This is a genomic window from Baekduia soli, assembly GCF_007970665.1.
Taxonomy (GTDB): Bacteria; Actinomycetota; Thermoleophilia; order Solirubrobacterales; family Solirubrobacteraceae; genus Baekduia; species Baekduia soli.
The window spans coordinates 3,846,878-3,870,473 of record NZ_CP042430.1 but is presented as its reverse complement, the minus strand read 5'-3'; the positions used below and the strand labels follow the sequence as shown (position 1 = coordinate 3,870,473).

At 73.6% G+C, this 23,596-nt stretch carries 26 protein-coding genes and 2 pseudogenes; 22 read left to right on the top strand and 6 right to left on the bottom strand.

All coding sequences use genetic code 11. The features are described 5' to 3' along the window. Nucleotides 1-37 precede the first annotated feature (37 nt). The gene (locus FSW04_RS18635; protein WP_146921749.1) at nucleotides 38-1,111 is read left to right on the top strand and encodes a GGDEF domain-containing protein; all 1,074 of its coding nucleotides are present in this window, start codon (nucleotides 38-40) and stop codon (nucleotides 1,109-1,111) included. 11 nt (nucleotides 1,112-1,122) lie between these two features. Here FSW04_RS18635 and FSW04_RS18630 read toward each other — a convergent pair whose 3' ends face one another. Genes FSW04_RS18630 through FSW04_RS26315 form a run of 4 tightly spaced genes read right to left on the bottom strand, consistent with a single transcriptional unit; the run spans nucleotide 1,123 to nucleotide 4,315 of the window. Next, nucleotides 1,123-2,280, bottom strand: coding sequence for a ribonuclease D (locus tag FSW04_RS18630; protein ID WP_146921748.1), 1,158 nt, complete (start codon nucleotides 2,278-2,280; stop codon nucleotides 1,123-1,125). 48 nt (nucleotides 2,281-2,328) lie between these two features. After that, nucleotides 2,329-3,282, bottom strand: a complete 954-nt coding sequence (gluQRS, locus tag FSW04_RS18625) for a tRNA glutamyl-Q(34) synthetase GluQRS (RefSeq protein WP_187369491.1) — start codon at nucleotides 3,280-3,282, stop codon at nucleotides 2,329-2,331. Next, entirely contained in the window at nucleotides 3,249-4,163 is a 915-nt protein-coding gene (locus FSW04_RS18620) for an NAD-dependent epimerase/dehydratase family protein (protein ID WP_146921747.1), read from the bottom strand. Before FSW04_RS18620 ends, gluQRS begins: the two co-directional genes overlap by 34 nt. Next, nucleotides 4,160-4,315, bottom strand: coding sequence for a hypothetical protein (locus tag FSW04_RS26315; protein WP_187368908.1), 156 nt, complete (start codon nucleotides 4,313-4,315; stop codon nucleotides 4,160-4,162). The genes FSW04_RS18620 and FSW04_RS26315 overlap by 4 nt, the downstream gene beginning before the upstream one ends. Before the next feature lie 262 nt (nucleotides 4,316-4,577). Here FSW04_RS26315 and FSW04_RS18615 point away from each other — a divergent pair, with 262 nt between their 5' ends. From FSW04_RS18615 to FSW04_RS27385, 20 genes and pseudogenes are all read left to right on the top strand, one after another. Then, a complete protein-coding gene (locus tag FSW04_RS18615; protein WP_146921746.1) occupies nucleotides 4,578-4,790 on the top strand; it encodes a hypothetical protein in 213 nt (70 codons plus the stop codon). 246 nt (nucleotides 4,791-5,036) lie between these two features. Then, nucleotides 5,037-5,432, top strand: coding sequence for a type IV pilin protein (locus FSW04_RS18610; RefSeq protein WP_228430570.1), 396 nt, complete (start codon nucleotides 5,037-5,039; stop codon nucleotides 5,430-5,432). 168 nt (nucleotides 5,433-5,600) lie between these two features. Continuing rightward, a complete protein-coding gene (locus tag FSW04_RS18605) occupies nucleotides 5,601-6,029 on the top strand; it encodes a type IV pilin protein (protein ID WP_146921745.1) in 429 nt (142 codons plus the stop codon). Nucleotides 6,030-6,115: 86 nt separating this feature from the next. Then, entirely contained in the window at nucleotides 6,116-7,756 is a 1,641-nt protein-coding gene (locus FSW04_RS18600; RefSeq protein ID WP_146921744.1) for a prepilin-type N-terminal cleavage/methylation domain-containing protein, read from the top strand. Continuing rightward, nucleotides 7,756-8,661: a hypothetical protein gene (locus FSW04_RS18595; protein WP_146921743.1), complete on the top strand. Its 906-nt coding sequence runs from the start codon at nucleotides 7,756-7,758 to the stop codon at nucleotides 8,659-8,661. The genes FSW04_RS18600 and FSW04_RS18595 overlap by 1 nt, the downstream gene beginning before the upstream one ends. Continuing rightward, nucleotides 8,658-9,962, top strand: coding sequence for a pilus assembly PilX family protein (locus tag FSW04_RS18590; RefSeq protein ID WP_146921742.1), 1,305 nt, complete (start codon nucleotides 8,658-8,660; stop codon nucleotides 9,960-9,962). Before FSW04_RS18595 ends, FSW04_RS18590 begins: the two co-directional genes overlap by 4 nt. A gap of 62 nt (nucleotides 9,963-10,024) precedes the next feature. After that, nucleotides 10,025-10,780, top strand: coding sequence for a prepilin peptidase (locus tag FSW04_RS18585; protein ID WP_146921741.1), 756 nt, complete (start codon nucleotides 10,025-10,027; stop codon nucleotides 10,778-10,780). Nucleotides 10,781-10,891: 111 nt separating this feature from the next. Beyond that, entirely contained in the window at nucleotides 10,892-11,950 is a 1,059-nt protein-coding gene (pilM, locus tag FSW04_RS18580) for a type IV pilus assembly protein PilM (protein WP_146921740.1), read from the top strand. Beyond that, the gene (locus FSW04_RS18575) at nucleotides 11,947-12,786 is read left to right on the top strand and encodes a PilN domain-containing protein (RefSeq protein WP_146921739.1); all 840 of its coding nucleotides are present in this window, start codon (nucleotides 11,947-11,949) and stop codon (nucleotides 12,784-12,786) included. The genes pilM and FSW04_RS18575 overlap by 4 nt, the downstream gene beginning before the upstream one ends. Beyond that, entirely contained in the window at nucleotides 12,783-13,520 is a 738-nt protein-coding gene (locus FSW04_RS18570) for a type II secretion system protein M (protein ID WP_146921738.1), read from the top strand. Before FSW04_RS18575 ends, FSW04_RS18570 begins: the two co-directional genes overlap by 4 nt. Next, entirely contained in the window at nucleotides 13,520-13,810 is a 291-nt protein-coding gene (locus tag FSW04_RS18565; protein WP_146921737.1) for a hypothetical protein, read from the top strand. The genes FSW04_RS18570 and FSW04_RS18565 overlap by 1 nt, the downstream gene beginning before the upstream one ends. Nucleotides 13,811-13,956: 146 nt before the next feature. After that, a complete protein-coding gene (locus tag FSW04_RS18560) occupies nucleotides 13,957-14,529 on the top strand; it encodes a hypothetical protein (RefSeq protein WP_146921736.1) in 573 nt (190 codons plus the stop codon). A 24-nt stretch (nucleotides 14,530-14,553) separates the two neighbouring features. Further along, nucleotides 14,554-15,720 (top strand): chorismate synthase, encoded by a 1,167-nt coding sequence (aroC, locus tag FSW04_RS18555; protein WP_146921735.1) that lies wholly within the window; start codon nucleotides 14,554-14,556, stop codon nucleotides 15,718-15,720. After that, the gene (locus FSW04_RS18550; protein ID WP_146921734.1) at nucleotides 15,708-17,246 is read left to right on the top strand and encodes a bifunctional shikimate kinase/3-dehydroquinate synthase; all 1,539 of its coding nucleotides are present in this window, start codon (nucleotides 15,708-15,710) and stop codon (nucleotides 17,244-17,246) included. Before aroC ends, FSW04_RS18550 begins: the two co-directional genes overlap by 13 nt. Further along, nucleotides 17,243-17,686 carry a type II 3-dehydroquinate dehydratase gene (locus FSW04_RS18545; protein ID WP_146921733.1) on the top strand — a complete coding sequence of 148 codons (444 nt, stop codon included), beginning with the start codon at nucleotides 17,243-17,245 and terminating at the stop codon, nucleotides 17,684-17,686. Before FSW04_RS18550 ends, FSW04_RS18545 begins: the two co-directional genes overlap by 4 nt. Before the next feature lie 34 nt (nucleotides 17,687-17,720). Further along, nucleotides 17,721-18,824 carry a M24 family metallopeptidase gene (locus tag FSW04_RS18540; RefSeq protein ID WP_146921732.1) on the top strand — a complete coding sequence of 368 codons (1,104 nt, stop codon included), beginning with the start codon at nucleotides 17,721-17,723 and terminating at the stop codon, nucleotides 18,822-18,824. A 215-nt stretch (nucleotides 18,825-19,039) separates the two neighbouring features. After that, complete coding sequence (locus FSW04_RS26310; RefSeq protein WP_187368907.1) at nucleotides 19,040-19,207, top strand: hypothetical protein; 168 nt, start codon at nucleotides 19,040-19,042, stop codon at nucleotides 19,205-19,207. Nucleotides 19,208-19,290: 83 nt separating this feature from the next. Continuing rightward, nucleotides 19,291-19,635, top strand: coding sequence for a hypothetical protein (locus tag FSW04_RS26305; RefSeq protein WP_187368906.1), 345 nt, complete (start codon nucleotides 19,291-19,293; stop codon nucleotides 19,633-19,635). Beyond that, nucleotides 19,632-19,877 (top strand): annotated as a pseudogene (locus FSW04_RS28655) (glutathione S-transferase N-terminal domain-containing protein); the annotation flags it as partial. The gene FSW04_RS26305 and the pseudogene FSW04_RS28655, both read left to right, overlap by 4 nt. Nucleotides 19,878-19,918: 41 nt before the next feature. Then, the gene (locus tag FSW04_RS27385; protein ID WP_146921731.1) at nucleotides 19,919-20,374 is read left to right on the top strand and encodes a hypothetical protein; all 456 of its coding nucleotides are present in this window, start codon (nucleotides 19,919-19,921) and stop codon (nucleotides 20,372-20,374) included. Here the strand turns inward: FSW04_RS27385 and FSW04_RS18525 are convergent. After that, entirely contained in the window at nucleotides 20,367-21,146 is a 780-nt protein-coding gene (locus FSW04_RS18525) for an SDR family NAD(P)-dependent oxidoreductase (RefSeq protein WP_146921730.1), read from the bottom strand. The two genes, FSW04_RS27385 and FSW04_RS18525, sit on opposite strands and share 8 nt — an antisense overlap. Before the next feature lie 68 nt (nucleotides 21,147-21,214). Further along, a complete protein-coding gene (locus FSW04_RS18520; protein ID WP_146921729.1) occupies nucleotides 21,215-21,823 on the bottom strand; it encodes a hypothetical protein in 609 nt (202 codons plus the stop codon). A 120-nt stretch (nucleotides 21,824-21,943) separates the two neighbouring features. On the opposite strand from FSW04_RS18520, the pseudogene efeU reads away from it, so the two are divergent. Then, nucleotides 21,944-23,533: pseudogene (gene efeU, locus FSW04_RS27380) on the top strand (iron uptake transporter permease EfeU); the annotation flags it as partial. Nucleotides 23,534-23,596 lie beyond the last annotated feature (63 nt).

Here is a 23,596-nt window from a genome sequence, read left to right as displayed (position 1 = left end):
TCAGGTCGGGTCGCCCGGCAACCGACGACCTGGACAGATGCCCGACCCACCGGACCCCGGCGTCGCCCCGCGCACGTGGCTCTGTCCCGACCCCGCCGACCGCGTCCGCGCCGTGGACATGGAGGAGCGCCTGCGCCCGTTCCGCCGGGCATCGTTCGTGGCCCTCGGCACCGCGCTGGTCGTCTCGGGCCACTGGATCGGCTGGTGGACGCTGCTGCCGCTGGCGCTGGCGATCCTCGGCTTCCGCGTCGTCGACCGCCATCTGCCCACGGCCCCGCGGCCCGAGCGGACGATCGCGTCGGCCTGGGTGCTCGCCGAGCTGGCGATCGCGGGCTCCATCGCCCTGACGGGCGGGCCGCGCAGCCCCGCCGTGGCCTGGCTCGTCATCCCACTCGTCACGCTGCCCGCGCGCTTCAACAGCCGGGCCGTGGGGGCGGGTGTGGCGCTGGTGTGGGTCCTGCTGCTGGCGACCACCGTGGGCGTCGATCCGGGCTACGCCGCCCGCCATCCCGAGGCCATCGTGATGCCCGCGGCGCTGCTGGCCGCCGTCGCGCTGCTGTCCTCGGCGCTCATGAACTCCGACCTCGAGCATCGCAGCTCGGCGGTCATCGACCCGCTGACGGGCATGCTGAACCGCCACGCGCTGCAGACGCGCATCGCCGAGCTGACCCAGCAGGCGGCGATCCTGCACGAGCCCGTGGCCCTGGTCGTCGGCGACCTGGATCACTTCAAGGCCGTCAACGACACGCACGGCCACGCCGCCGGCGACGCCGTGCTCAGGGACGTGGCCTACCGGCTGCGCAAGGCGCTACGCGCCCACGACCTCGCCTACCGGCTGGGCGGGGAGGAGTTCCTGGTCATCCTCGCGGGCGCCCGGCCCCAGTACGCCGCGGCCGTCGCCGAGACCCTGCGGACGGCGGTCGCCGGCGCCCCGGCCGCCGGCCTGGACGTCACCATGTCCTTCGGCGTCAGCGCCTCGGAGCCCGGGTGCTTCGCCTACGACGCTGTGTTCGCCGCCGCCGACCAGGCGCTGTACGAGGCCAAGGAGGCCGGCCGCGACCGCGTCCGCGTGGCGGCCGGTCCCGCGCTCGCCGGCCTGCTGGCCGCCTGAGCCGCGGGCGCTCAGTCGGTGATGTCGATGCGGCGCGTGGGGCCGACGCGCAGCGCGCGGCGCCCGTGCAGCAGCTCGAGCAGCTCGAGGCCGACGACCTCACGCCGCCAGCCCTGCAGTGTGCGGACCGCGGGCTCGTCCTCGTCCGCGCGCACGGCGGTGATGATGCGCTGCAGGTCGGCGCGTGCCGCGATGAGCTCGTAGGCCAGCCCGGCCTCCATCGCGCGGGTGCGGATGAGCGCCTCGCCGAGGGCGATGAGCGGGGCGTCCTCGGCGTCGGGCTGCGTGGGCCGCACGCCCTCGACCGGGATCGGGTCGCGCTCGCGGCCGCGGGCGACGGCCTCGACGATGGCCTTCCCGCGGCGGTGCAGCGTCGCGTCGTTGAGGCCACGGATCTGGCGCAGGCGGTCGGTGCTCTGGGGACGGCGCTTGGCGATCTCGATGAGCGCGGCGTCGTGCAGGACGCTGGAGACCGGGCGGTCCCCGCTGCGGGCGGCCTCCTCGCGCCACTCGACGAGCTCGCGGGCGACGGCGCGCTGGGCGGGCTCCAGCGAGTTGACCCGCGGCAGCTTGCCGAAGACCAGGTCGAGGTCGCGGCGGTCGTCGATGTCCTCGAAGGCGCGGCACTCCTCCCGGGCCCACTCCAGCCGGCCGAGCTCGGCGAGGCGGTCCTGCAGCGCGCCCGCGAGCGGGAGGAGGTGCAGGACGTCCTCACGCGCGTAGCCGAGCTGCTCGTCGGTGAGCGGCCGGTCGTCCCAGCGCGTGAACGACGCCGACTTGCGCAGCCGCACGCCGAGCGTCTCCTTCAGCAGCGGCTCGTAGCCGAGCTGGGCGCGCATGCCGGCGAAGCCGGCGGCGACCTGGGTGTCGAAGACGTTGCGCAGCGGCCGGCCCCAGTCGCGACGCAGCAGCGCGACGTCCTGGCGCGCGGCGTGCAGGACGATCTCGACGCCGGGGTCGGCCATCACGTCGGCCAGCGGCTCGGGGTCGTAGGTCTCGGTGAGCGGGTCGAGCACGATGACCTCGGACTCGCCGTCGCCGGCGTCCAGCGCGATCTGCACGAGGCAGAGCAGGGGCTGGTAGCGGCCCTCGCCCATGAACTCGGTGTCGATGCCCAGGCGCCCGGTCTCCCGGGCGCGCGCGGCGATCTCGGCGGTGGTCCGCGACATGGGCGCGCACGCTACCCGCATTGCGGGTGGCCGCGTTCCCCTGTACCGCTAGACCCCGGGCAGGGGACCGGACGGCCCGGGTTCGAAGCGCGCCGGATCGAAGCGCTCGACGAGCTGCGCGGGCGAGGGCTGCTCGCCGGGGGCGGCCAGGCCGACGGACGCGGCGAGCCGGCCGCGGACGGCGGCGGGCGTCTCGCCGAGCTCGATGCGGTCGGCGAGCGTGACCGCGCCATGGCGCTTGGCCAGGCGGGCGCCGTCGCCACCCAGCACGAGCGGCACGTGTGCGTAGGACGCGGCGGGCAGGCCGAGGCGGCCGCCGAGCCAGAGCTGGCGGGGCGTCGAGTCCAGCAGGTCCTCGCCGCGGACGACCTCCCCGACCCCCTGGGCGCCGTCGTCGACGACGACGGCGAGGTTGTAGGCGTGGGCGCCGTCGTTGCGGCGCACGACGAAGTCGTCGACCACTCCGGACCGGGGGCCTCGCAGGCGGTCGGTGAACGCGATGCGGGCCGCGCCCGCGTCGACGCGCAGCGCGGGAGGCCGCCCGGAGCGCTCGCGCTCGGCGCGCTGCGCGGCCGTCAGCCGGCGGCACGTGCCGGGGTAGTGCCCCTCGGGCAGGTCGCCGTGCGGCGCCGAGGCGGCCTCGCGGATCTCTGCACGGGTGCACCAGCACGGGTACAGGGCACCGTCGGCGTCCAGCACGCCCAGCGCGTCCCCGTAGCGCTCCAGGCGCTCGGACTGGCGCACGACCGGGCCGTCCCAGTCCACGCCGATCGCCGCCAGGTCGGCCAGCTGCGCGGCCTCCAGCCCGGGCCGCACGCGGCCGGCGTCGAGGTCCTCGACGCGCAGCCGGAACGCCGCCCCCTGGGCGCGGGCGTACAGCCAGGCCAGCAGCGCGGTGCGCAGGTTGCCCAGGTGCAGCGTGCCCGTGGGGGAGGGGGCGAAGCGGCCGGTTCGGTCGGGCGCCGCGCTCAGCGCAGGACCTCCGCGAAGCCCTCGCGCCAGGGCCGCGGCGACCACGAGAAGGCGGCACGGGCGCGGCCGTTGGCGCTGCCGGGCAGCGTCGTGGCGTAGTGGACCACGACGGGTCCGGCCAGACGCCGCGCCAGCCACGCGGGCACGTGGCGCGGGGGCCGGGCGCCCAGCAGCCGCGCCGCCTCCGGGAGCCACTCGGCCTGGGTCGCGGGCGCGTCGTCGCAGACGTTGTAGACGCCGGGCGCGCCGTGGTCCAGGGCGCGGACGGTCGCGTCGACGGCGTCGTCGACGTGCACCCACGAGCTACGGCCCTGGGCGCTGCCGATCAGCGGGTAGCGGCGCCGGCGGATGAGCTCGGCGACCGCGCCGTCGCGGGCGTACCAGGTGCCGGGCCCGTAGAAGAAGCCGTAGCGCAGCACGACGCCCTCCAGGCCGTCGGCGGCCCGGACCGCGGCCTCCATGGCGCCCACCGCGCCGGCCGCCATGTCGTCCTCCAGCGGCGCGTCCTCGTCGTGGACCGGGCGCCCGTCGGGGCGGGTCACGAACGCGATGCTCTGGACGATCGCGCGCCGGGCGCCGGCCTCGCGGGCGGCGTCGAGGAACACGGGGACCGTCTTGCGGCGCAGCCGCGAGGTCTGCTGGACCGCGGCGCCCATCGCCTTGGGGTCGGGCGCGGCCGGCAGCGCGGTGAGCTGGTGGATGACGACCTCCGGCCGGGCGGCCAGCACGGTGTCGCGCACGGCGGCGGCGTCGAAGGCGTCGAGCACCGCGGCCGTGGCGCCCTCGCGCTCGATGGCCGTGGCGCGCGCGAGATCACGGGTGGTCCCGACGACGTCGTGGCCCTCGGCCACCAGCCGCGCCAGCAGCGGGCGCCCGATGGCCCCCGTGGCCCCCGCGAGCAGGACCCTCACGACCGGCCCTCGGCCTGCAGGGCCGCGCGCAGCAGGGTCGCGACGAGGAGCGCCCCGCCGCCGGGCGCGACCACGTCCAACGGCCCGACCCACGCCGGGTGGTCCCGGCCGCTGTCGAGGACGTGGTTCGGCGCGTGCAGGAGGTACTGCACGCCGACGAGCGCCAGCGCGGGCGCCCTCCACGCGAGCTGGGACCCGGCCAGCGCGGCCAGGCGCGTGCGCAGCGCCGGCGTGCGCGCGGCGGGGGAGGGGCGGGGCCGGACGTCGTCACCGGCACGACGCTAGCGCCCGACCGGTCCGGCCGACAGGTCCAGTCCACCGCGTCGCCACCGGACCGGATGCGGGTTCCGGAGCCGCCCCGGCCGCCGGGCGGGGCCCGTGCGCCGGCGGCGAGCCGCTACGCTCGCGCACGCCGTGAGCACCGACGACGCCACACCCGAGCCCGACCAGCCGCTGCCCTGCTCGGTCTGCCGGGGGACGGGCACGCTGATCTCCAACCTCGGGGGCTCGCCCTCCGAGGTCCCGTGCGCGTGGTGCGAGGGCACCGGCCGGTTTCTGGGTGATCACGACGCCCAGGCCGCACGCCGCGCCGCCGCCGGCGACACACCCCCTCCCGCCACGTCCTGAGCGCCCCGGGGGGCCGCCCCGGGGGACGCGCCTCACCCATGGGGTCCCGAACCTAGGACGAACGTCCACGGGAGGCCTCCGGGGCTGCAGCCCTGGGCGCGTCTACCGATGACCTCGTCTGTGTGGTGATGACACCACCGGGCGTACGGACGGGGCCTGCTGCTCAAGACCTTGACCTCCGAAGGGCTCCCGGTGACTGCGGACCCGCGCGTAGAAGGCCAACCGAGATCCTCAGGAGGGATCGTCTTGCTTCAGCGTTTCAAGAACGAGGACGAGGGCTTTACGCTCATCGAGCTCCTCGTCGTCATCCTGATCATCGGCATCCTTGCCGCGATCGCGCTGCCGAGCTTCCTCGGCCAGCAGAAGAAGGGCCAGGACGCCTCGGCGAAGTCCGACGCGCGTAACGCCGTCTCGCAGATGGAGTCCTGCTTCACCGATACGCAGGACTACACCGCCTGCCCGAACGCCGACAGCCCGCTGGCGGCCACCGTGACGCCGACGTCGACCAAGACCACCTACTCGGTCGCGTCGCTGTCGAAGTCCGGCACGACGTTCACCATCGCCCGTGACGCGTCGGGCAACTACACCCGCTCGTGCGACAAGCCGGGCGTGGGCTCCTGCCAGACCGGCGGCAGCTGGTAGCGCACCCATCGCCCCACCGAGCAGTACCACCGCGAGGCGGGCTTCGGCCCGCCTCGCGGCGTTGTGCGTGACCGTCCTGGGCGCTCCCCAGAAATGGCGCGTCGGCGCTCAACCATCCGCCGAGCCGGCCTCGCGGTCCGCCCCGTGGCGGCCGATCACTCGGATGTCATGACGGCCCCCCAGCTCGACACCCCCCGCTCCGTCACCCGCGAGGACGGCTTCACGCTCATCGAGCTGCTCGTCGTGATCCTGATCATCGGGATCCTCGCCGCGATCGCGCTGCCCACGTTCCTGGCCTACCAGCAGCGCGGCCAGGACACGGCGGCGAAGTCCGACGTCCGCAACGCGGTCTCCCAGATCGAGGCCTGCTTCGCCGACGGCCAGGACTACACCAAGTGCCCGACCGCCGACACCCCGCTCGCGCCGGGCGTCGCCTTCACGGCGACCAGCGTGCAGGGCGGCTTCGTGGTCCGGCAGTCGTCGAAGTCGGGCAACGTCTTCATCATCACCAAGGCGGGTGCGACGTTCACCAGGACCTGCACGGCCGTCGGCGTGGGCTCGTGCAAGGTCGCCGACGCGTCCGGCGACCAGTGGTAGCGCGACGCCCAGGACGCCGTCGAGGCTCGTCCATCCGCCGAGAGGGGTTCCTGCTGGCGGAGCGGGCTGCCGATGCACGGAGGGCCATGGAACGGTCGAGTGCGGTCCACAGTCAAGATGGCTTCACGATCATCGAGGTGATGGTCGCGGCGCTGATCCTGATCGTCGGGATCCTGGGTGTGACGACGATCGTCAACACCGCCAACGGCACGACGACGTCCAACAAGGCCCGCGAGCAGGGTCTCGCGCTGGCGCGCGAGCTCGCCGAGTCCGCCCGCTCCGTGCGCTACCAGTCCCTGCGTCCCTCGACCGTGGTCGCCACGCTACAGGGCATGCCGGGCTTCGCCAACGCCGGGGCCGGTCCGGGATGGACGATCAAGCGGCGCGGGATCACCTACACCGTGTCGGCCGGCGTCTGCTCCGTCGACGACCCCGGCGATGGCACCGGGGCCCACGCGGCCGGCGAGTTCTGCACGCGCTCCGCGGTCCAGGCCACCGCGTCCACGTGCCAGGCCCTCATCGGCGTGCCGGCCCGCATCAACGGGACGGGCGGCAGCCCCGGAGCCGATGCCGGCGACTGCGGGCTGGACACCAACGTCGACGGCCAGGTCGACGGCCTGGTGCAGAGCTCGGCCAGCAGCTGCCCGTCCGGGACGAGCGTCGCGGCGGGTACCTGCGACTCGCAGCCCGATGACTTCAAGCGCCTGGTGACCCTGGTGACCTGGGACCGTGGGGCCGGCTCGCGCTACGTGCTCCAGCAGGCCACGGTGCCCTTCCCGGGCCTGGCCGCCTACGGGGCGATCACCTCGATCGTCCCGGACGTTGGCACCCTGGGGGCCAACGGCTACACGGTCACCCCGGACGCGAGCGGCGCCAACGCCGCGAGCATCACCTTCACGGCCACCAGCAGCCAGTCCGCCAACCAGGTCAACTGGCTGCTCGGCGGCGTCGACCAGGGGCCGACCTCGTGGTCGGGCACCAGTGGCACGTTCACATGGAGCCTGGGCAACGCCGCTCCGGCCAGCGAGACCGCGCCCGCGGCCGGAGAGGTGCTCGACGGCACCTATCTCATCGGGGCGCGGGTCCAGGACGCCGGCGGCATCCACGGCAACGAGCTGGACGTCGCGATGGCGTTGAACCGACGCATCCCGTTCGCGCCCACCGGCTTCTCGCTCACGGGCGCCGGTACCGGGTCCGTCACGGGGACATGGAACGCGCCGCCCGACCGGGACATCGTGGGGTACCGCATGTACCGCCAGAACAGCTCCGGGACACCGCAGGTGGTCTGCAGCCAGGTGTCGGCGCTGAGCTGCACCGACACCAACCCGCCCACAGGAGTCACGGTGAGCTACTGGGTCGTGGCCCTGGACACGCTGGGCGGAGCGGTGCGCGAGGGCCGGCCATCGAACGTCCAGACGGCGACGCAGTCCAGCGCCAACACCGTGCCGACCACGCCGACCGGCCTGGCCGCGGGTGCTGTGACCGGCAGTGGCGCCAACAAGAGCGTGACCTTGACGTGGAACGCCTCGACCGACGCCGAGACCGCCGTCCAGAAATACGCGATCTACCGCTCGGACAGCAGCACCCCGATCGGCTACTCCAACGGCACGGCCACCACCTACACCGACCAGATCGGCAACAACAAGACCTTCACCTACATGGTCAGCGCGATCGACACGCAGGGCCTCGAGGGCGCCAAGTCGACCGGGGTCACGGTCAGCTCGTGATGCGCTCCGAGCGCGGGGAGTTCACCCTGATCGGGCTGCTGGTCGCGGTCATGATCTTCGGGTTCGTCCTCATGGCGACCTACGCGGCGTTCGACGTCTTCAACCGCAACGTGCGCGACAACCAGGTCCGCACGCAGTCGACCGACCGCGCCCGGACCGCCACCGACCGGATGGCGCGCCAGATGCGCAACCTCGCGACGCCGACGGCGCTGCAGCCCAACGCGGTATCGCTGGCCAATCCGTATGACCTGATCTTCGAGACGGTCGCCGCGACCGGCACGCCGCCCGCGAGCAACCCGCAGAACATCGAGTTCGTGCGCTATTGCCTGGCCGGTGCCTCGCGCAAGCTCTGGACGATGGAGATGCTGCCCAGCACGATCACGGCGAGCACCGTCGCGCCCAGCAGTGCCGCCGCGTGCCCCGGCACCGGCTGGTCCAACGCCCGCGTCGTCGCCCAAGACATCGTCAACACCGACAACGGCGCGACGCGGCCGGTGTTCTCCTTCGACTCGGCGGTCAACAGCGACATCCGCCGGGTGGGGATCGACCTGTTCGTCGACATCGACCCGGGGGTGGGGCCTCGTGAGCAGGAGGTGGCCACCGGGGTGGATCTGCGCAACCAGGATCGCGCGCCCACGGCCAGCTTCACGACGAGTGCGGCGGGAGGCGGCGTGCTCGTCCTCGACGGCAGCTCGTCCTCGGATCCCGACAACGACCCGCTGACCTACTGCTGGTACGACCCCGCGGCGACCAGCACGGTGGGCACCTGTGGGGCCCACAGCATCAGCGACTCGGAGTACTTCCGCTACACGACCACCACGGGCGCCCACGCGATCACGCTGACGGTCACCGACCCCAGCGGACTGCCGAACTCCCTGACCAAGAGCAACGTGACCGTCTCATGACCGACACTCGTATCCGCCGGCTTTCCGGAGAAGACGGCATCGCGCTCGTCATCGCCGTGGTGCTCATGGCGTTCATGCTGGCCCTCGGCCTCGGCGCCATGACCTTCGTGGACGGACAGTCAAAGCTGACGGCCAGCCAGCGTCAGCGCGAGACGGCCTTCAACGTCTCCGAGGCCGCGCTCAACGCCCAGATCACCCAGATCTCGCATCACTGGTCGGGCATGAACGGCCAGAACCCCGACGGGTCGACGAACGCGGTCGTCGGCTTCATGCCGTGCCCCGGCGGGGCGTTCTGCCCCAGCGCGAGCGAGCTGACCACGCTGGTGCCCGGCGCCGACAGCAACGTGGCGATCACGTGGAAGACCAACGTGTACGACAACAGCGGCAGCCTGGACGGGTACTTCGCCGACTCTCGCATCGGAACCCAGTGCGGCTGTGACGCCAACAACGACGGCAGGGTCTGGGTTCGCGCGGAGGCGACCGTCCGCGGTCACACGCGCGTCATCGTGTCGCTCGTCCAAGAGCAGACGCAGGCGGAGTCGGTGCCGCACGCGGCGCTGATCACCGGGGCGTTGACCATCGAGAACAACGGCCAGCACAATGGTCCGATCATCCAGTCCAACGGCGGTATCGTCGCGGTCCGCTGCACGGTGCCGGCAACGGCTGGGTCCGGCGGGCCGGCGGAGTCCGGTTCGACCCCGTGCATGGGCCAGCCGCTGGGGCGCGCGCCGACACAGACCACCACAGCGTGGAACAGCCTGCTCAACAACCAGATCAGCGGCTTCCAGTCACACGTCGAGGGCTACAGCTCGGCGCCGGTGTTCACCCAGGACCAGATCACCCGCTTCATCAACACCGCGAAGGCCGAGTCGACGTATTACACCGGTTGCCCCGGCTCGTTGGCCGGAAACGTCGTCGTCGTTGACACCACCGGCAACTGCAGCTACACGGGCAACGTGACGTGGAACAGCGTCGCGGACCCCGGCTTCCTGATCTTCCTCAACGCCAATTCCACCCTCACGCTCGGCGGCACCACCGTCTTCAACGGCGTGATCTATCACGCCAACATGGGCGTGCCGCCGACGCTGGGATCGGCGCCGCAGTCGAGCGCCTCGCTGATCACGACCAGCGGCAACACGCTCATCAACGGCGGCGTCATCATCGACGGCCCCGGGCGGATGGACGCCGGCGAGAGCGGGCTGAACATCAGGTTCGACGACCACGGCTACGACGCCGTCAAGAGCCTCGCGGCCGCGGGCATCATCCAGAACAGCTGGCGCGAGATCCAGCCGGGCGCCTAGCACGCCCGTCCCGTCAGACGCGCGTCCGTCAAGCCGGCCGGCCAGGTGCCGACAACTGGGACATGGTTCCCGCGCTCGCGCCGGCCGCGCTCCTCGGCCTGATCATCGGCTCGTTCCTCAACGTCGTCTCATGGCGCCTACCGCGCCGCGAGTCCCTCGTGCGCCCGCGCTCCAAGTGCCCAGGATGCGACACGCCCGTGCGCCCGTACGACAACATCCCCGTGATCTCGTGGCTGCTGCTGCGCGGACGCTGCCGCGGCTGCGCCGAGCGGATCTCGGCCCGATATCCGATCGTCGAGGCGATCACCGCCGCGCTCTACGTGCTCGTCGTCGCCGTCAAGGGCGACGACACGCTGCAGCTGGTGCTGGGGCTCGTGCTGGTGACGTTCCTCGTCCCGATCGCGGTCATCGATCTCGACCACAAGATCATCCCGAACCGGCTCACCGGCCCGGCGGCGATCCTGGCGGTCGCGCTCGGCGCCGTGCTCGAGCCCTCACACCTGCCCGAGCAGCTCGCGGCCGGGGCCGGCGCCCTGCTGTTCTTCTACCTGCCCGCGCTCATCCACAACAAGGGCATGGGGATGGGCGATGTCAAGCTCGCCGGCGTGCTCGGCCTGTACCTGGGCCGCCTGGTGGTGCCCGCGCTGTTCATCGCGCTGATCCTCGGCGTCGTGGTCGGCGCGGCGATCGTCGCCAGCAAGGGCGTCTCGGAGGGGCGGCGCGCCAAGGTGCCGTTCGGACCCTTCATGGCCGCCGGCGCGCTGATCGCACTGTTCGCCGGCGACGCGATCGTCAACGGCTACCTGGACCGCTTCTAGGCGCCGGGGCCGACGGCCCTCAAGCACCGGCCCCTTTGGACGAACAACCGAGGGTGTCGGGGCGTGTCCTTCAGCCCACGACCGTCCCCGTCGAACCACTGTCCTGAGATCATGGCCAAGCGCGCACCCACCATCGTCGGGCTCGAGATCGAGCCCTCCGCCATCCACGCCGCCGCGGTGACCGTCAACGGTCACATCTCGGTGAAGCACGCCGCGGTGGTCCCTCTGGAGACCGGCATCATCCGCGACGGCGAGGTCAACGACGTCGCCGGCCTCGCCGAGGCCCTCCGCTCGCTCTACCGCGAGAACAAGGGCCTCGACAAGAAGGTCCGCATCGGGATCGCCAACCAGAAGATCGTGGTTCGCGTCCTGGAGCTTCCCCCGATCGAGGATCGCAAGGAGCTCGAGGCGGCCGTCCGCTTCCAGGCCGAGGACCAGATCCCGATGCCGCTGGACAGCGCGGTCCTCGACTTCCAGCCGCTGGACATCGTCGACACCGACCACGGCCGGCGCCTGCGCGTTCTGCTCGTCGCGGCCCGCCGCGAGATGGTCGACAAGGTCCTGGCGGCCTGCAAGGCGGCCGGGCTCAAGCCCGAGGGCGTCGACCTCTCCGCGTTCGCCATGATCCGTGCGCTGTATCGCCCGACGGCCACGGAGGAGCCCGAGCCGGTGCTCTACCTGTCGGTCGGTGGGCTCACGAACCTCGCGGTCGCCGAGGGCACGATGTGCCTGTTCACGCGCGTCGTCGGTGGTGGACTTGAGTCGATCGCGATCGAGCTTGCGGAGCGCAAGGGCCTCACGCTGGCGCATGCACGCGGCTGGCTCCGCCACGTCGGCCTGGTCACGCCGGTGAGCGAGATGACCTCCGACGACCACGATGAGATCGCCGAGGAGGCCCGAACGGTGCTGCTCGATGGCGTACGTCGCATCGGTGGCGAGGTCCGCAACTCGCTCGACTTCCACCATGCCCAGGACGGCATGAGCCCGCGCGTCGAGCGTGCGGTGCTGACCGGTGCTGCGGCAGGGGTACAGGGCTTCGGCGACGCCCTCGCCGCCGAGCTCGGCATGCCGGTGGACTGCATCCCCGTCGAAGGCACGCCGGACGGCTTGGATCCCCATCTGCTCACGATCGCGGCCGGACTGGCCGTCGAGGAGGCCGCGCACGCATGAGGGCCGTCAACCTCATCCCCGCCGAGCAGCAGCGCGGCTCCGGCGGGACCGCAGGCCGCTCCGGCGGCGGCGCCTACATCCTGATCGGTGCGCTGGCACTGCTCGTCGTCATGGCCACCGCCTACGTCATCTCCGGCAAGTCGGTCAACGACAAGAAGAGCCAGCTGGCGTCGGTCACACGACAGGCCGAGGCCGCCGAGGCCCAGCTGCCCGCGCTCACGAACTACACCAGGTTCACCTCCCTGCGCGCCAAGCGCGTCGCCACCGTCACCCAGCTGGCCAACAGCCGGTTCGACTGGGCGCACTCGCTGCGCGAGCTGGCTCGTGTCGTGCCGCGCAACGCCTGGCTGACCTCGATCACCGGGACCACGTCGCCGGGGGTCAACCTGGGCGGTGGCTCCGGGGGCGCCGGCGGCTCGTCCCTGCGCACGGCACTTCCCGTGCCGGCCATCGTGGTGGCCGGGTGCACCACCAGCCAGGCGTCGGTGGCCCGCATGATGACCCGCCTGCGCCTCATCGACGGGGTGCAGAGCGTGGCGCTGGACTCTTCGCAGAAGGTGGCGGCGAGCAACACCGGCGCCGGAGCGTCCGGCGGCAGCGGCGGCGGCGCGGACTGCCGCAACGGCCACAGCCACTTCCCCCAGTTCACCATGGTCGTCTTCTACGAGTCGACCCCGGCGGTGCCGGCGAGCGTCACGACGCCTGCCGCCGTGACGGCGTCGTCCAGCTCGGCGTCCACGGCGCTGCCGGCGACGTCCTCGGCCACGGCGGCCACCCCGCCGGCGCCCAAGCCCAACACCTCGACCCCCGCAGCCACCGGAGGGACCACCCCGTGACCGCGCGTGACCGCACCGTCCTGATCGTCGTGGGCCTCCTCGCCCTCACTGCGGCGTTCTGGATGCTCATCCTGTCGCCCCGGCGCAAGGAGGCGTCCGACGTCACCGTGCAGGTGACCTCGGCCCAGCAGCGACTCGACACCGCTCGGGCCAGTCTGGCCAGCGGCCAGGCCGCCAAGCGGCACTACGCAGCCGACTACACCACGGTGGTGCGGCTCGGCAAGTCCGTTCCTGTCGACGCTGACGTCCCGTCGCTCGTCTACCAGCTCGAGCACACGGCCCACGACCACCACGTCGACTTCCGCACGATCAAGCTCAACAGCGGCGCCGTCGCGGCGGCACCGGCGGCCTCAACGGCCGGGCTCACGTCGACGACCTCGCCCAGCGTCCTGCCCCCGGGTGCCACCGTCGGGGCTGCGGGCTTCCCGACGATGCCGTTCTCATTCGACTTCAACGGATCGTTCTTCAACATGCAGCGGTTCCTGAAGTCCCTTGACGACCTCACCTCGGTCGACGGCAAGAGCATTGCGGTCAAGGGCCGCCTCCTCACGGTCGACGGAGTGAGCCTCACCGCCGGCCCCAAGGGCTTCCCGCAGATCGATGCGAACGTCGCCGTCACCGCCTACCTGCTTCCGACCGACGAGGGTCTGACGGCGGGCGCCACGATCCCTGCCTCCGGGACCTCCTCGACCGCCACAACGCCGGTGACGGCCAGCCTGATCGGGAACAAGTGATGAGCTTCCTTCGCAACGTCCTGCACGACCTCGTCGAGAAGAAGCTGTGGCCCGTGTCGGTCGCGCTCCTGATCGCGCTCGTCGCGGTGCCCGTCGTCGTCGGGCGCGACTCCAACCACGCGGCCGATGTCGTCCCCACCACCAAGGGTGGCGCGGCGGCCGGCCTCGCCAACCGCCCGGACGCCGCTCGCGAGCAGGTCATCAGCCTCGAGCAGCAGGCGGCGGGCAGGTCCAGCGGGCCGGAACGCTGCGCAACCCCTTTGTCCAGCACCACGTGCCGAAGCCCGTGACGCAGCCGACGCAGTCGGCCCCGACAACCAGCCGGCCGCCGGCGCCCGGCACGTCGAGCACGGGCGGCGCCACGCCGTCGAAGCCGACCCCGACCCCGATCCCGCCGGCGACGACGCCCACGACGCCGACCAACGAGACGTTCAGGGTGAGCGTCCGGTTCGGCGAGGACGGCGCACAGAAGAGCTACCCCGATCTGGCACGGCTGACGCCGCTGCCGTCGGCCGACAATCCCTTCTTCGTGTTCCTCGGTGTCAAGGCCGACCAGAAGACCGCGGTCTTCCTCGTCTCATCCGACGCCGTGGCCACGGGTGACGGCACGTGCAAGCCGTCGGCCTCGGTGTGCCAGGAGATCGAGCTCAAGAAGGGCGACGTCGAGTTCTTCGATCTCGGCAGCGGGACCGCCGGCGTGGTCCAGTACGAGCTCGAGCTGACCGGGATCGCGAAGGTCAAGGCGGCCACGGCGGCGTCAGCCGCCCGCGCCCGCGCCCGAGAGTCCGCGGCGGGCCGGGACTTCCTGCGCCAGCTCGCCGTCCAGGACCCCGCCGCTCTGGCCGGGTGGGACTACTCCCGCAGCCTCGGCGTGCTGGTGGCGAAGGACCCGGCCGTGCACGTGGATGCGGCCAACCTGCCCAGCAGCGTGGCCAAGGCCGCCGCCGGCCCGGCCGCCGAGCAGACCACCTCGACGGTCCCGACGGTGCCCGCCAGCCCCCAGCCGTAGCCGCCTCATAGACTTCAGCGCCGCATGGCGCTGAACTTGATCACCGCGGGGGAATCCCACGGGCCCGGGCTGACCTGCATCGTCGAGGGCCTGCCGGCGGGCCTGGGGCTCGAGCAGGAGGCCATCGACCGCGACATGGCGCGCCGCCAACTCGGCCACGGCCGCGGCGGGCGCATGAAGATCGAGCGCGACCACGCCAACGTGACCGCGGGCGTGCGTCACGGCCGCACGCTCGGCGGCCCGATCGCCCTCCAGGTCCCCAACCGCGACTACGCCAACTGGGAGGAGCGGATGAACCCCTGGCCCGTCGACGCCGACGTGCCCGAGGTCCACCTGCCGCGCCCGGGGCACGCCGACCTCGTCGGGGTGCAGAAGTACCGCTTCAGCGACGTGCGCAACGTGCTCGAGCGCGCCAGCGCCCGCGAGACCGCCGCGCGCGTCGCCGGCGGCGCGCTGTGCAAGGCGTTCCTGGGCGCTGTCGGCGTGCAGGTCCTCAGCCACGTCGTCCAGATCGGCGACGTCCACGCCGCTCCGCGCGAGGGCCCGCCCGCACCCGCGGACTTCGCCGGCGTCGACGAGGACCCCGTGCGCTGCCTGGACCCCGAGGCCAGCGCGGCGATGGTCAAGCACATCAACGTGCAGCGCAAGGCCAACGAGTCGATCGGCGGCGTCTTCGAGGTCATCGCCTTCGGGCTGGTCCCCGGTCTGGGGTCGCACGTCAGCTGGGAGGAGCGCCTCGACGGGCGCATCGGCGGCGCGCTGTGCTCGATCCAGGCCGCCAAGGGCGTGGCCTTCGGCGACGGCTTCGGCCTCGCGGCGGCCCCGGGGTCCCACAGCCACGACGAGATCTTCTACGACGAGGAGCGCGGCTACCACCGGCTGACGAACCACGCCGGCGGGCTGGAGGGCGGCATGACCACCGGCCAGCCGCTCAACGTGCGCGTCGCGATGAAGCCGATCCCCACGCTCACCAAGCCGCTGCGCTCCGTCGACATCGCCACCCACGAGCCGGCGCAGGCGCTGCGCGAGCGCACCGACTCGTGCGTGGTGCCCGCCGCGGGCGTCGTGGGGGAGGCGATGCTGGCCTACGTGCTGGCCGACGCCTACCGCCAGAAGTTCGGCGGCGACCACATCGACGACGTCCGTGAGGCCGTGGAGCGCTACCGCGAGCGGATCGCGTGGCGCGGCTGACCGTCTTCATCGGCTTCATGGGCGCGGGCAAGACGACCCTCGCCCGGGAGCTGGCGGCCGCCCGGGGCGTCGAGCACGTCGACACCGACGACCTCCTGCGCCGCCACTTCGGCCGCCCGATCCAGGAGGTCTTCGACACCGACGGCGAGGCGGTCTTCCGCGCCGCCGAGGAGGAGACCGCGCTGCGCCTGCTGTCCGGCGACGACGACCTCGTCGTCTCCGTCGGCGGCGGCACCGTGCTCTCCGACCGGGTCGCCGCCGCGCTGGCGGGGCACACCACCGTGCTCGTCGAGGTCTCGGCCGAGCTGGCGTGGCAGCGCGCCGCCGGCCACGGCCGCCCGCTGGCGCGCGACCGTGCCGGCTTCGAGGCCCTCTACGACCGGCGCCTGCGGCGCTATGAGACGCTGGCCGACGCGTTCCTGCCCGAGGCCGCCGACCGCCACGTCGCCGCCCGGGCCGACGGCGCGCTGCGCACCCTCCAGGACGCGCCGCCCGGCACCCGCCTGGCCTGGGCGCACGCCGCCTCGGGCGAGTACCCCGTGTTCGTCGGGCGCGGGGCCCTGGCGCTGGCCCCCGGCGCGGGCACCGCGCTGGCCGGGCGCGCGGTGTGCGTGACCGACACCGCCGTGGCCGAGCACCATGTCGGCGCCCTGCACGGGCTGGCCGGGCTCGTCGAGATCCCGCCGGGCGAGGCGCACAAGACGCTGGCCACGGCCGAGCGCGTCTGGCACGCGCTCGTCGCCCAGGGCGTGACGCGCGCCGACCACCTCATCGCGCTCGGCGGCGGCGTCGTCGGCGACCTCGCGGGGTTCTGCGCCGCGTGCTTCCAGCGCGGCATCCCCGTCGTGCAGGCCCCGACGACGATCGTCTCCCAGGTCGACTCGGCCTACGGCGGCAAGACCGGGGTCGACCTGCCCGAGGCCAAGAACTACGTCGGCGCCTACCACCAGCCCGCCGCCGTGCTGGCCGACACCTCGACGCTGGCCACGCTGCCGCCCGAGGAGCACGCCGCGGGCTACGCGGAGGTGCTCAAGACCGCGCTCATCGCCGGCGGGCCGCTGTGGGAGACGATCGCGGCCGGCGGCCCGGTCGACGACGACGTCATCCTGGCCTGTGCGCGCACGAAGCTCGCCGTCGTCGCCTCCGACGAGCGCGACGGCGGTCGCCGCCAGGTGCTCAACCTCGGCCACACCGTCGGCCACGCGCTCGAGACGGTCCTGGGCTACGGCACGCTGCGCCACGGGGAGGCCGTGGGCCTGGGGCTGCTCGCCGCGCTGCGCCTCAGCGGCCTGCCCGACCTGCGCGAGGAGGTCGCGGGGCTGCTGGGCGCCGCCGGGCTGCCGACGACGCTGCCCGACGTCGACGCCGACGCCGTGCTGGCCGCCACGCGCCTGGACAAGAAGCGCACCTCACAGGCCCGCACGCCGTTCGTCCTGGTCCGCGCCGCGGGCGACGTCGTGCACGGCGAGACCGTCGGCGACGACGACGTCGCGCTGGCCGTGCGAGAGTTGGCGGCCACATCGTGACCACGCGCAACCGCATCGACATCGTCCACGGCGTCAACCTCGACATGCTCGGGCGCCGCCCGGCCGCCCACTACGGCGACCTCACCTTCGACCAGCTCGAGCAGCAGATCGAGGGCTTCGCCCACGAGCTCGATCTCGAGCCGCGCTTCTTCCAGACCAACAGCGAGGGCGAGTTCGTCGGGCACCTGCACCGCCTCGAGGGCCTGGCCGACGGCGTCATCCTCAACCCCGGCGCCTGGACGCACTACGCATGGGCGATCCGCGACGCGCTGGAGATCGCCGCCGTGCCCGCCGTGGAGGTCCACCTGTCCGACGTCGAGCACCGCGAGGAGTTCCGCCGGGTCTCCGTCATCCGCGACCTGTGCGTGGCGACGGTCGCCGGCCAGGGCGTCGAGGGCTACCGCGAGGCCCTCGCGATCCTCAAGCGCCACCTCGCCTGACCCGCCGCCCCGACCCGGAGACCCAGAGCCGACGATGAGCATGGACCGCCCCGACCGCCTGGCCGCCGCCCTGCGCGAGCGCGACCTCGACGCCCTCCTCGTCACCCGCGGGGTGGACGTGGGCTGGCTCACGGGCTTCACGGGCTCCAGTGGGCTGGCCGTCGTCGGCGCCCGGGCCGAGGGCGGGCTGCGCCTCTTCCTGACCGACTTCCGCTACCTGACCCAGTCGGCCGAGCAGCTCGACGAGGGCTGGGAGCGGCGGATCACCCAGGAGCTGCTGCCCGCCGCCGCGCAGGCGCTGCCCGGCCCCGGCGCCGGCGCCGAGGCGCCGCTGCGCGTGGGCTTCGACGATGCCCACCTGCCCGTCAAGGACCACGCCACCCTCGCCGAGGGCGTCGCCGAGGGGATCGAGCTCGTGCCGGCCGGCGGGATCCTGGAGGGGCTGCGCCTCGTCAAGGACCCCGGCGAGCTGGAGCGCATCCGCGCCGCCACACGCCTGGCCGACGCCGCGATGACCGAGGTTCTGGGCCGCGGCCTGGCGGGTCGCACGGAGCGCGACGTCGCGCTCGACCTCGAGTTCACGATGCGCCGCGCGGGCGCGCAGTCGGTGTCGTTCCCGCCGATCGTCGCCGCCGCCGCCCACAGCGCGCTGCCGCACGCCGAGCCGCGCGACGTCGAGATCCCCGCGGGCACGCTGGTGACGATCGACTGGGGCGCCGTGCTGGACGGCTACGCCTCGGACTGCACCCGGACCTACGCGACGGGCGAGCTCGACCCGCGCGACGCCGAGATCTACGCGCTGGTGCTGCGCGCGCAGGAGTCGGCGCTGGCGGCGATCCGCCCCGGCGCCTCCGGGCGCGAGGTCGACACGGTGGCGCGCGACATCATCACCGCGGCCGGCCACGGCGAGCACTTCGGCCACGGCCTGGGCCACGGCGTCGGCGTCGAGGTCCACGAGGGCCCGCGGCTGTCGCAGCGCAGCGAGGCGACGCTGGCGGCCGGACAGGTCGTCACCGTCGAGCCCGGCGTCTACGTGCCCGGCGCGGTCGGCGTGCGCATCGAGGACCTCGTCATCGTCACCGACGACGGGTGCGAGGTCCTGACCGGTCTGCCCAAGGACCTCCAGACGGTCGCCTGAGCCCGGCCGCAGCCGGACAGCCCGGCTCGACCGAACCCGGGTCCGGTCGATCGGAGGGGCGTGGCCCGACGCCGCCTCCCTCCTCTGGTCGGGCACTCGGAGCCCTGGGCCTCTGGCTGGCGATCTTCGAGCTCAACGAGCTTCTTCGCTGGACGGCGGGCGCCCTGCGCCACCGCGCCGACCGCACGGCCTGGCTGCTCGTCGCCGCCGGGATCGTGGCGTGGGCGACCGGGGACGTCTACCGGCCGGCGCTGCACGCCGATGCCGCGCTGGCGGAGCTGCGCCGCTGCGCGGGCACTCGGTTCGACCCGGCCGCCGTGGACGCCTTCGGCGAGGCATACGCCGGCCTCGTGCGCACCGGCACGGTGCCGCGCGCGGCCTGAGCGGGCCCGGCACGGCGTCCGCCCAGGCCCCCGGCGCCCGAGACTCGTGATCATCGGCTCGCGTCATGGGGGATAGTTGCCACATGGCGATCCTCGAGCTGGTGGCTCCGCAACCGGATTGGATGGGCGCGCTGGGCGTCGCGCTCACCCGTCCCCCCGGCGTCCCCGAGCGGCGCGCCGGCGAAGACCCCTGGCAGGCCGGGGGCGTCGGACGGCCGCGCCGGGCCTCCGACGACCTGGCCTGGTTCCGCCAGGCGCTCGACGACCCGCCCGCTGCCGGCCTGCGCCCGCTGGACGCCTCGGCCACCGTGGCGGCCTGGGAGAGCGGGGACGGCGCGCTCGTCGCCCGCCTGGCGCGGCTGCGCGATCGTGGCATCCTCGACGCCGCCGGGTTCCTCCTGCACGACCCGGATCCCGTCGCGGCGTGAGCGCCGCCGCGCCGCCGCGGCTCGTCCTGCACCTCCTGGCGATCTCGCACCCGTGCGTGGCGGTCGAGGCGGCGCTGGCGCTCAAGGGCCTGGACTACGAGCGCGTCGAGCTGGCTCCCGGCCGCCACGTCGAGGAGATGCAGCGCGTCTACGGCGAGGGCCGCGGCACGGTGCCTGGGCTGCTGGTCGACGGCGTTCCGGTGCACGGCTCCAACGCCATCTTCCGGCGCCTGGAGGAGCTCGCCCCCGAGCCCAGCCTGTTCCCGGCCCCCTCGGCGACGCCGTGGCCGAGGCGGCGCGCTGGGGCGATGACGAGCTCCAGGACCTCGGGCGGCGGCTGCCGTGGGGCGCGCTGCACTTCCGCCCCGAGGCGCTGGGCACCTTCGCCGGCGGCCCGCCGCTCGACCCGGCGGGCACCGACCACGCGATCCGCTTCGCGCGGGCGTCGTGGAGGTACCACGGCATCACCGCGCAGCGCCTGGCCGCCGACCTCGCCGGGCTCCCCGCCCGGCTGGACCACGTCGACGCGCTCGTGGCCGGCGGCGTGCTCGGCGGCGAGCGGCCCAACGCCGCCGACCTGCAGATCGGCTCCACGCTCAGCGTCCTGCTGGCGGTGGAGGACCTGCACGGGCTGCTGACCGGCCGTCCCGCCGAGCAGGTCGCCCGGCGCTGGTTCGCCGACCGCCCGGGCCGCGTGCCCGCCGGGGCGTTCCCGGCCGGGTGGGTGCCCGTCAGGTGATCGTCAGCCCGCCGTCGACGTAGAGGGTCTGGCCGGTGATGTAGCCGGCGCCGGCGCCGGCCATGAACACGACGGCGGCGGCGAGCTCCCGGGGGTCGCCGATGCGCCCGGCCAGGATCCGCTTGGACTGCAGCTCGAGGTAGCCCTCGGGGTACTGGTCGGTCATCTCCGAGGCGAAGAAGCCCGGGGCGATCGAGTTGACGCGGATCCCGCGCCGGCCCGTCCACTGCTGGGCCAGGTCGCGGGTCAGCCCGTCCAGGCCGGCCTTGCTGGCCGCGTAGGCGGCCTGCGGCATGCCCGCCGTCGTCAGGCCCAGGACGCTGGAGATGTTGATGATGCTGCTGCCGGGCTCCATGACCGCGCCGGCGGCCTGGGCCATCCAGTAGCAGCCGTTGAGGTTGATGTCGATGACCCGGCGGAACGCCTCGGGCGCCTCCTTGAGCGCGGGCACCGCAGTGCCGATCCCGGCGTTGTTGACCAGGATGTCGACGCGCCCGAGCTCGTCCATCGCGGCCTGCACGAGCGCGTGGCAGTCCTCGGGTCGCGCGACGTCGGTGGCGACCGCGATGGCCCGGCGGCCGAGGGACTCGACGAGCGCCCGGGTCTCCTGCAGGCGGTCGGCGCGCCGGGCGCCCAGCGCGACGTCGGCCCCGGCCTCGGCCAGCGCGCGGGCGAACGCGACGCCCAGGCCCGAGGACGCGCCGGTCACGACGGCCACCCGGCCGTCGAGGCGGAAGGCGTCAAGCACGGGGGACAGCACGGGCTCGGTCACGGTGGTGCTCCTGGTCGGGACTCGGACCGGCGGAGCATAGTCGCGCCCCACGCGCTCCGGCGCGCGCCTCAGCCCTGTCGCGCGGAGCGGATGAGCGACGGCAGGGAGAGCACCAGGCGCGGCACGTCGCGCACCGAGCGATCGATCGCGGTGGCCAGCTCCTGCGTGGTCTGCGGGCCGTGGCGGGGCGGTCCGTGACCGACGAGCAGGTGCTCGGGTGCGAGCTCGCGGAGGTCGCGCGGGGGCAGGAGCCGGCGCGCGGGGTGCACGCCGACGGGGCCGGCCCCGAGGGTGAACGCCGGCGCGCAGCCGACGACCTCGGCGACGACGAGCGCGGCCCGGGCGGGCCACCACAGCGCGACCTCCTTCCACAGCCGGTTGCGGATGACGCGCCGCGGCGTGAACGGCGAGTCGGCCAGGACCTCGGGCACGACGTGATGGGCGACGCCCAGGCGCGCCGCGATGGCCGCGCAGTCGCGGTTGTGGCGGTCCAGCAGCTGCAGCACGCCGGCTGGCTCGCCGTCCAGGGCGCCGACGCGCGCCAGCGCGGCCTCGTCGTCGACGGGGTCGATGAGCCACACGCGCCCGTCGTCGGTCAGCGCGTGGGAGGCCCGCTGCATCGCGTCGGGCATCACCCAGGTCAGGCCGAGCTCATGCTCGAGGATCATCGTCGTCATGTCCGCCGACGGTACCCGCGGGGCGCGGCCGCCAGCGAGATGAGCGCCGACGCGCCAGGTTAGGCATCCCGAATTAGGGAACCCGACATAGGGATTTAGGGATCCCTAAGATGCGCCCCCATGCTTCCGACGTTCGTCATCGGCCTGCGCGAGGGAGTCGAGGCCGCGCTCATCGTCTCGATCATCGCGACCTTCCTGCGCCAGGAGGGCGCCCGCGGCGCGCTGCGGTGGGTGTGGGCCGGCGTCGCCCTGGCCTCGGTGATCTGCCTGGGCGTGGGGATCGCGCTGCACCTCGTCGATCAGGAGCTGCCCCAGCGCCAGCAGGAGCAGCTCGAGACGATCATCGGCCTGCTGGCCGTCGGCATCGTGACCTGGATGCTGCTGTGGATGCGCCGCAACGCCGCGACGCTGGCCGGCGACCTGCGCGCCAGCGCCGGATCGGCGCTGCGGCAGGGCTCGGTCGGCGCGCTGGTGGCCATGGCCTTCTTCGCCGTGTTCCGCGAGGGCCTGGAGACCGCCGTCTTCCTCGTCGCCGCCTTCCAGAGCGCCGAGGACCCCTCGAGCGCGGGCACCGGCGCCGTGCTGGGCGTCGCGGCCGCGATCGTCATCGGCATCCTGCTCTACCGCGGAGGCATGCGCCTCGACTACGCGCGCTTCTTCCGCGCCACCGGGGTCGTGCTCGCCCTCGTCGCCGCCGGCCTGCTGGCCACGGCCTTCCACACCGGACACGAGGCGGGCTGGGTCACCTTCGGGCAGGGTGAGGCGCTCGACCTGAGCCGGCTCGTCGTGCCCGGCACGTGGACCGCGGCGCTGCTGACCGGCATGCTGGGCCTGCAGCCCCGGCCGGTCATCATCGAGCTCGTCGCCTACCTGGCCTACGCGATCCCCGCCGTGCTGTTCGTGCTGGCGCCCAAGCGCCGGGCCGCGCCGGGCCGGCGCCGGGCCGCCAAGAGCACCGCGGTCGCCGGCGTGCTGCTGGCCGGCGTCGTGCTCGGCCTGGTCGCCTGCGGCTCGTCGGGCGGCTCGGGGGGGCCGGGCGGGTCCGGCGCGGGCACGAAGGAGGTCGCCGTCACGCTCACCGACGCGGGCTGCGAGCCCGCCATGCTCAAGCTCTCGGCCGGCCCGACGACGTTCAGGGTCAGCAACGGCGGGACGAGCCGCGTCAGCGAGTTCGAGGTCCTGTCGGGCTCGCGGATCCTGGGCGAGAAGGAGAACGTGGTCGCGGGCCTGTCGGGCTCGTTCACCGTCAACCTGAAGCCCGGCACCTACGCCATGGCCTGCCCGGGCGGCAAGACCGCGGCGACCGGCACCGTCGAGGTGGGCGGCACGGCCGTGGCCGCGACCGGCGACGCGCAGCTGCGCACGGCCACGGCCTCCTATCGCGGCTACGTCGAGTCCCAGGCCACCGAGCTCGTCAAGCGCACGACCGTGTTCGTCGCGGCCGTCAAGGCCGGCGACGTCGCCAGGGCGAAGTCGCTCTTCGCGTCCACGCGGGCGCCCTACGAGACGATCGAGCCCGTCGCGGAGTCCTTCGGCACCCTGGACCCCGAGATCGACGCGCGCGTCAACGACGTCGAGCAGGGGCACCGGTGGACGGGCTTCCACCGCATCGAGCAGGCGCTCTGGGTGCGCAACAGCACCGCGGGCATGGGGCCGATCGCCGACAAGCTGCTGGCCGACGTCAAGCGCCTGCAGGCCAGGACCGAGGGCCTGGAGTATCAGCCCGAGGAGTTGGCCAACGGGGCCAACGGGCTGCTCGACGAGGTCTCGCCT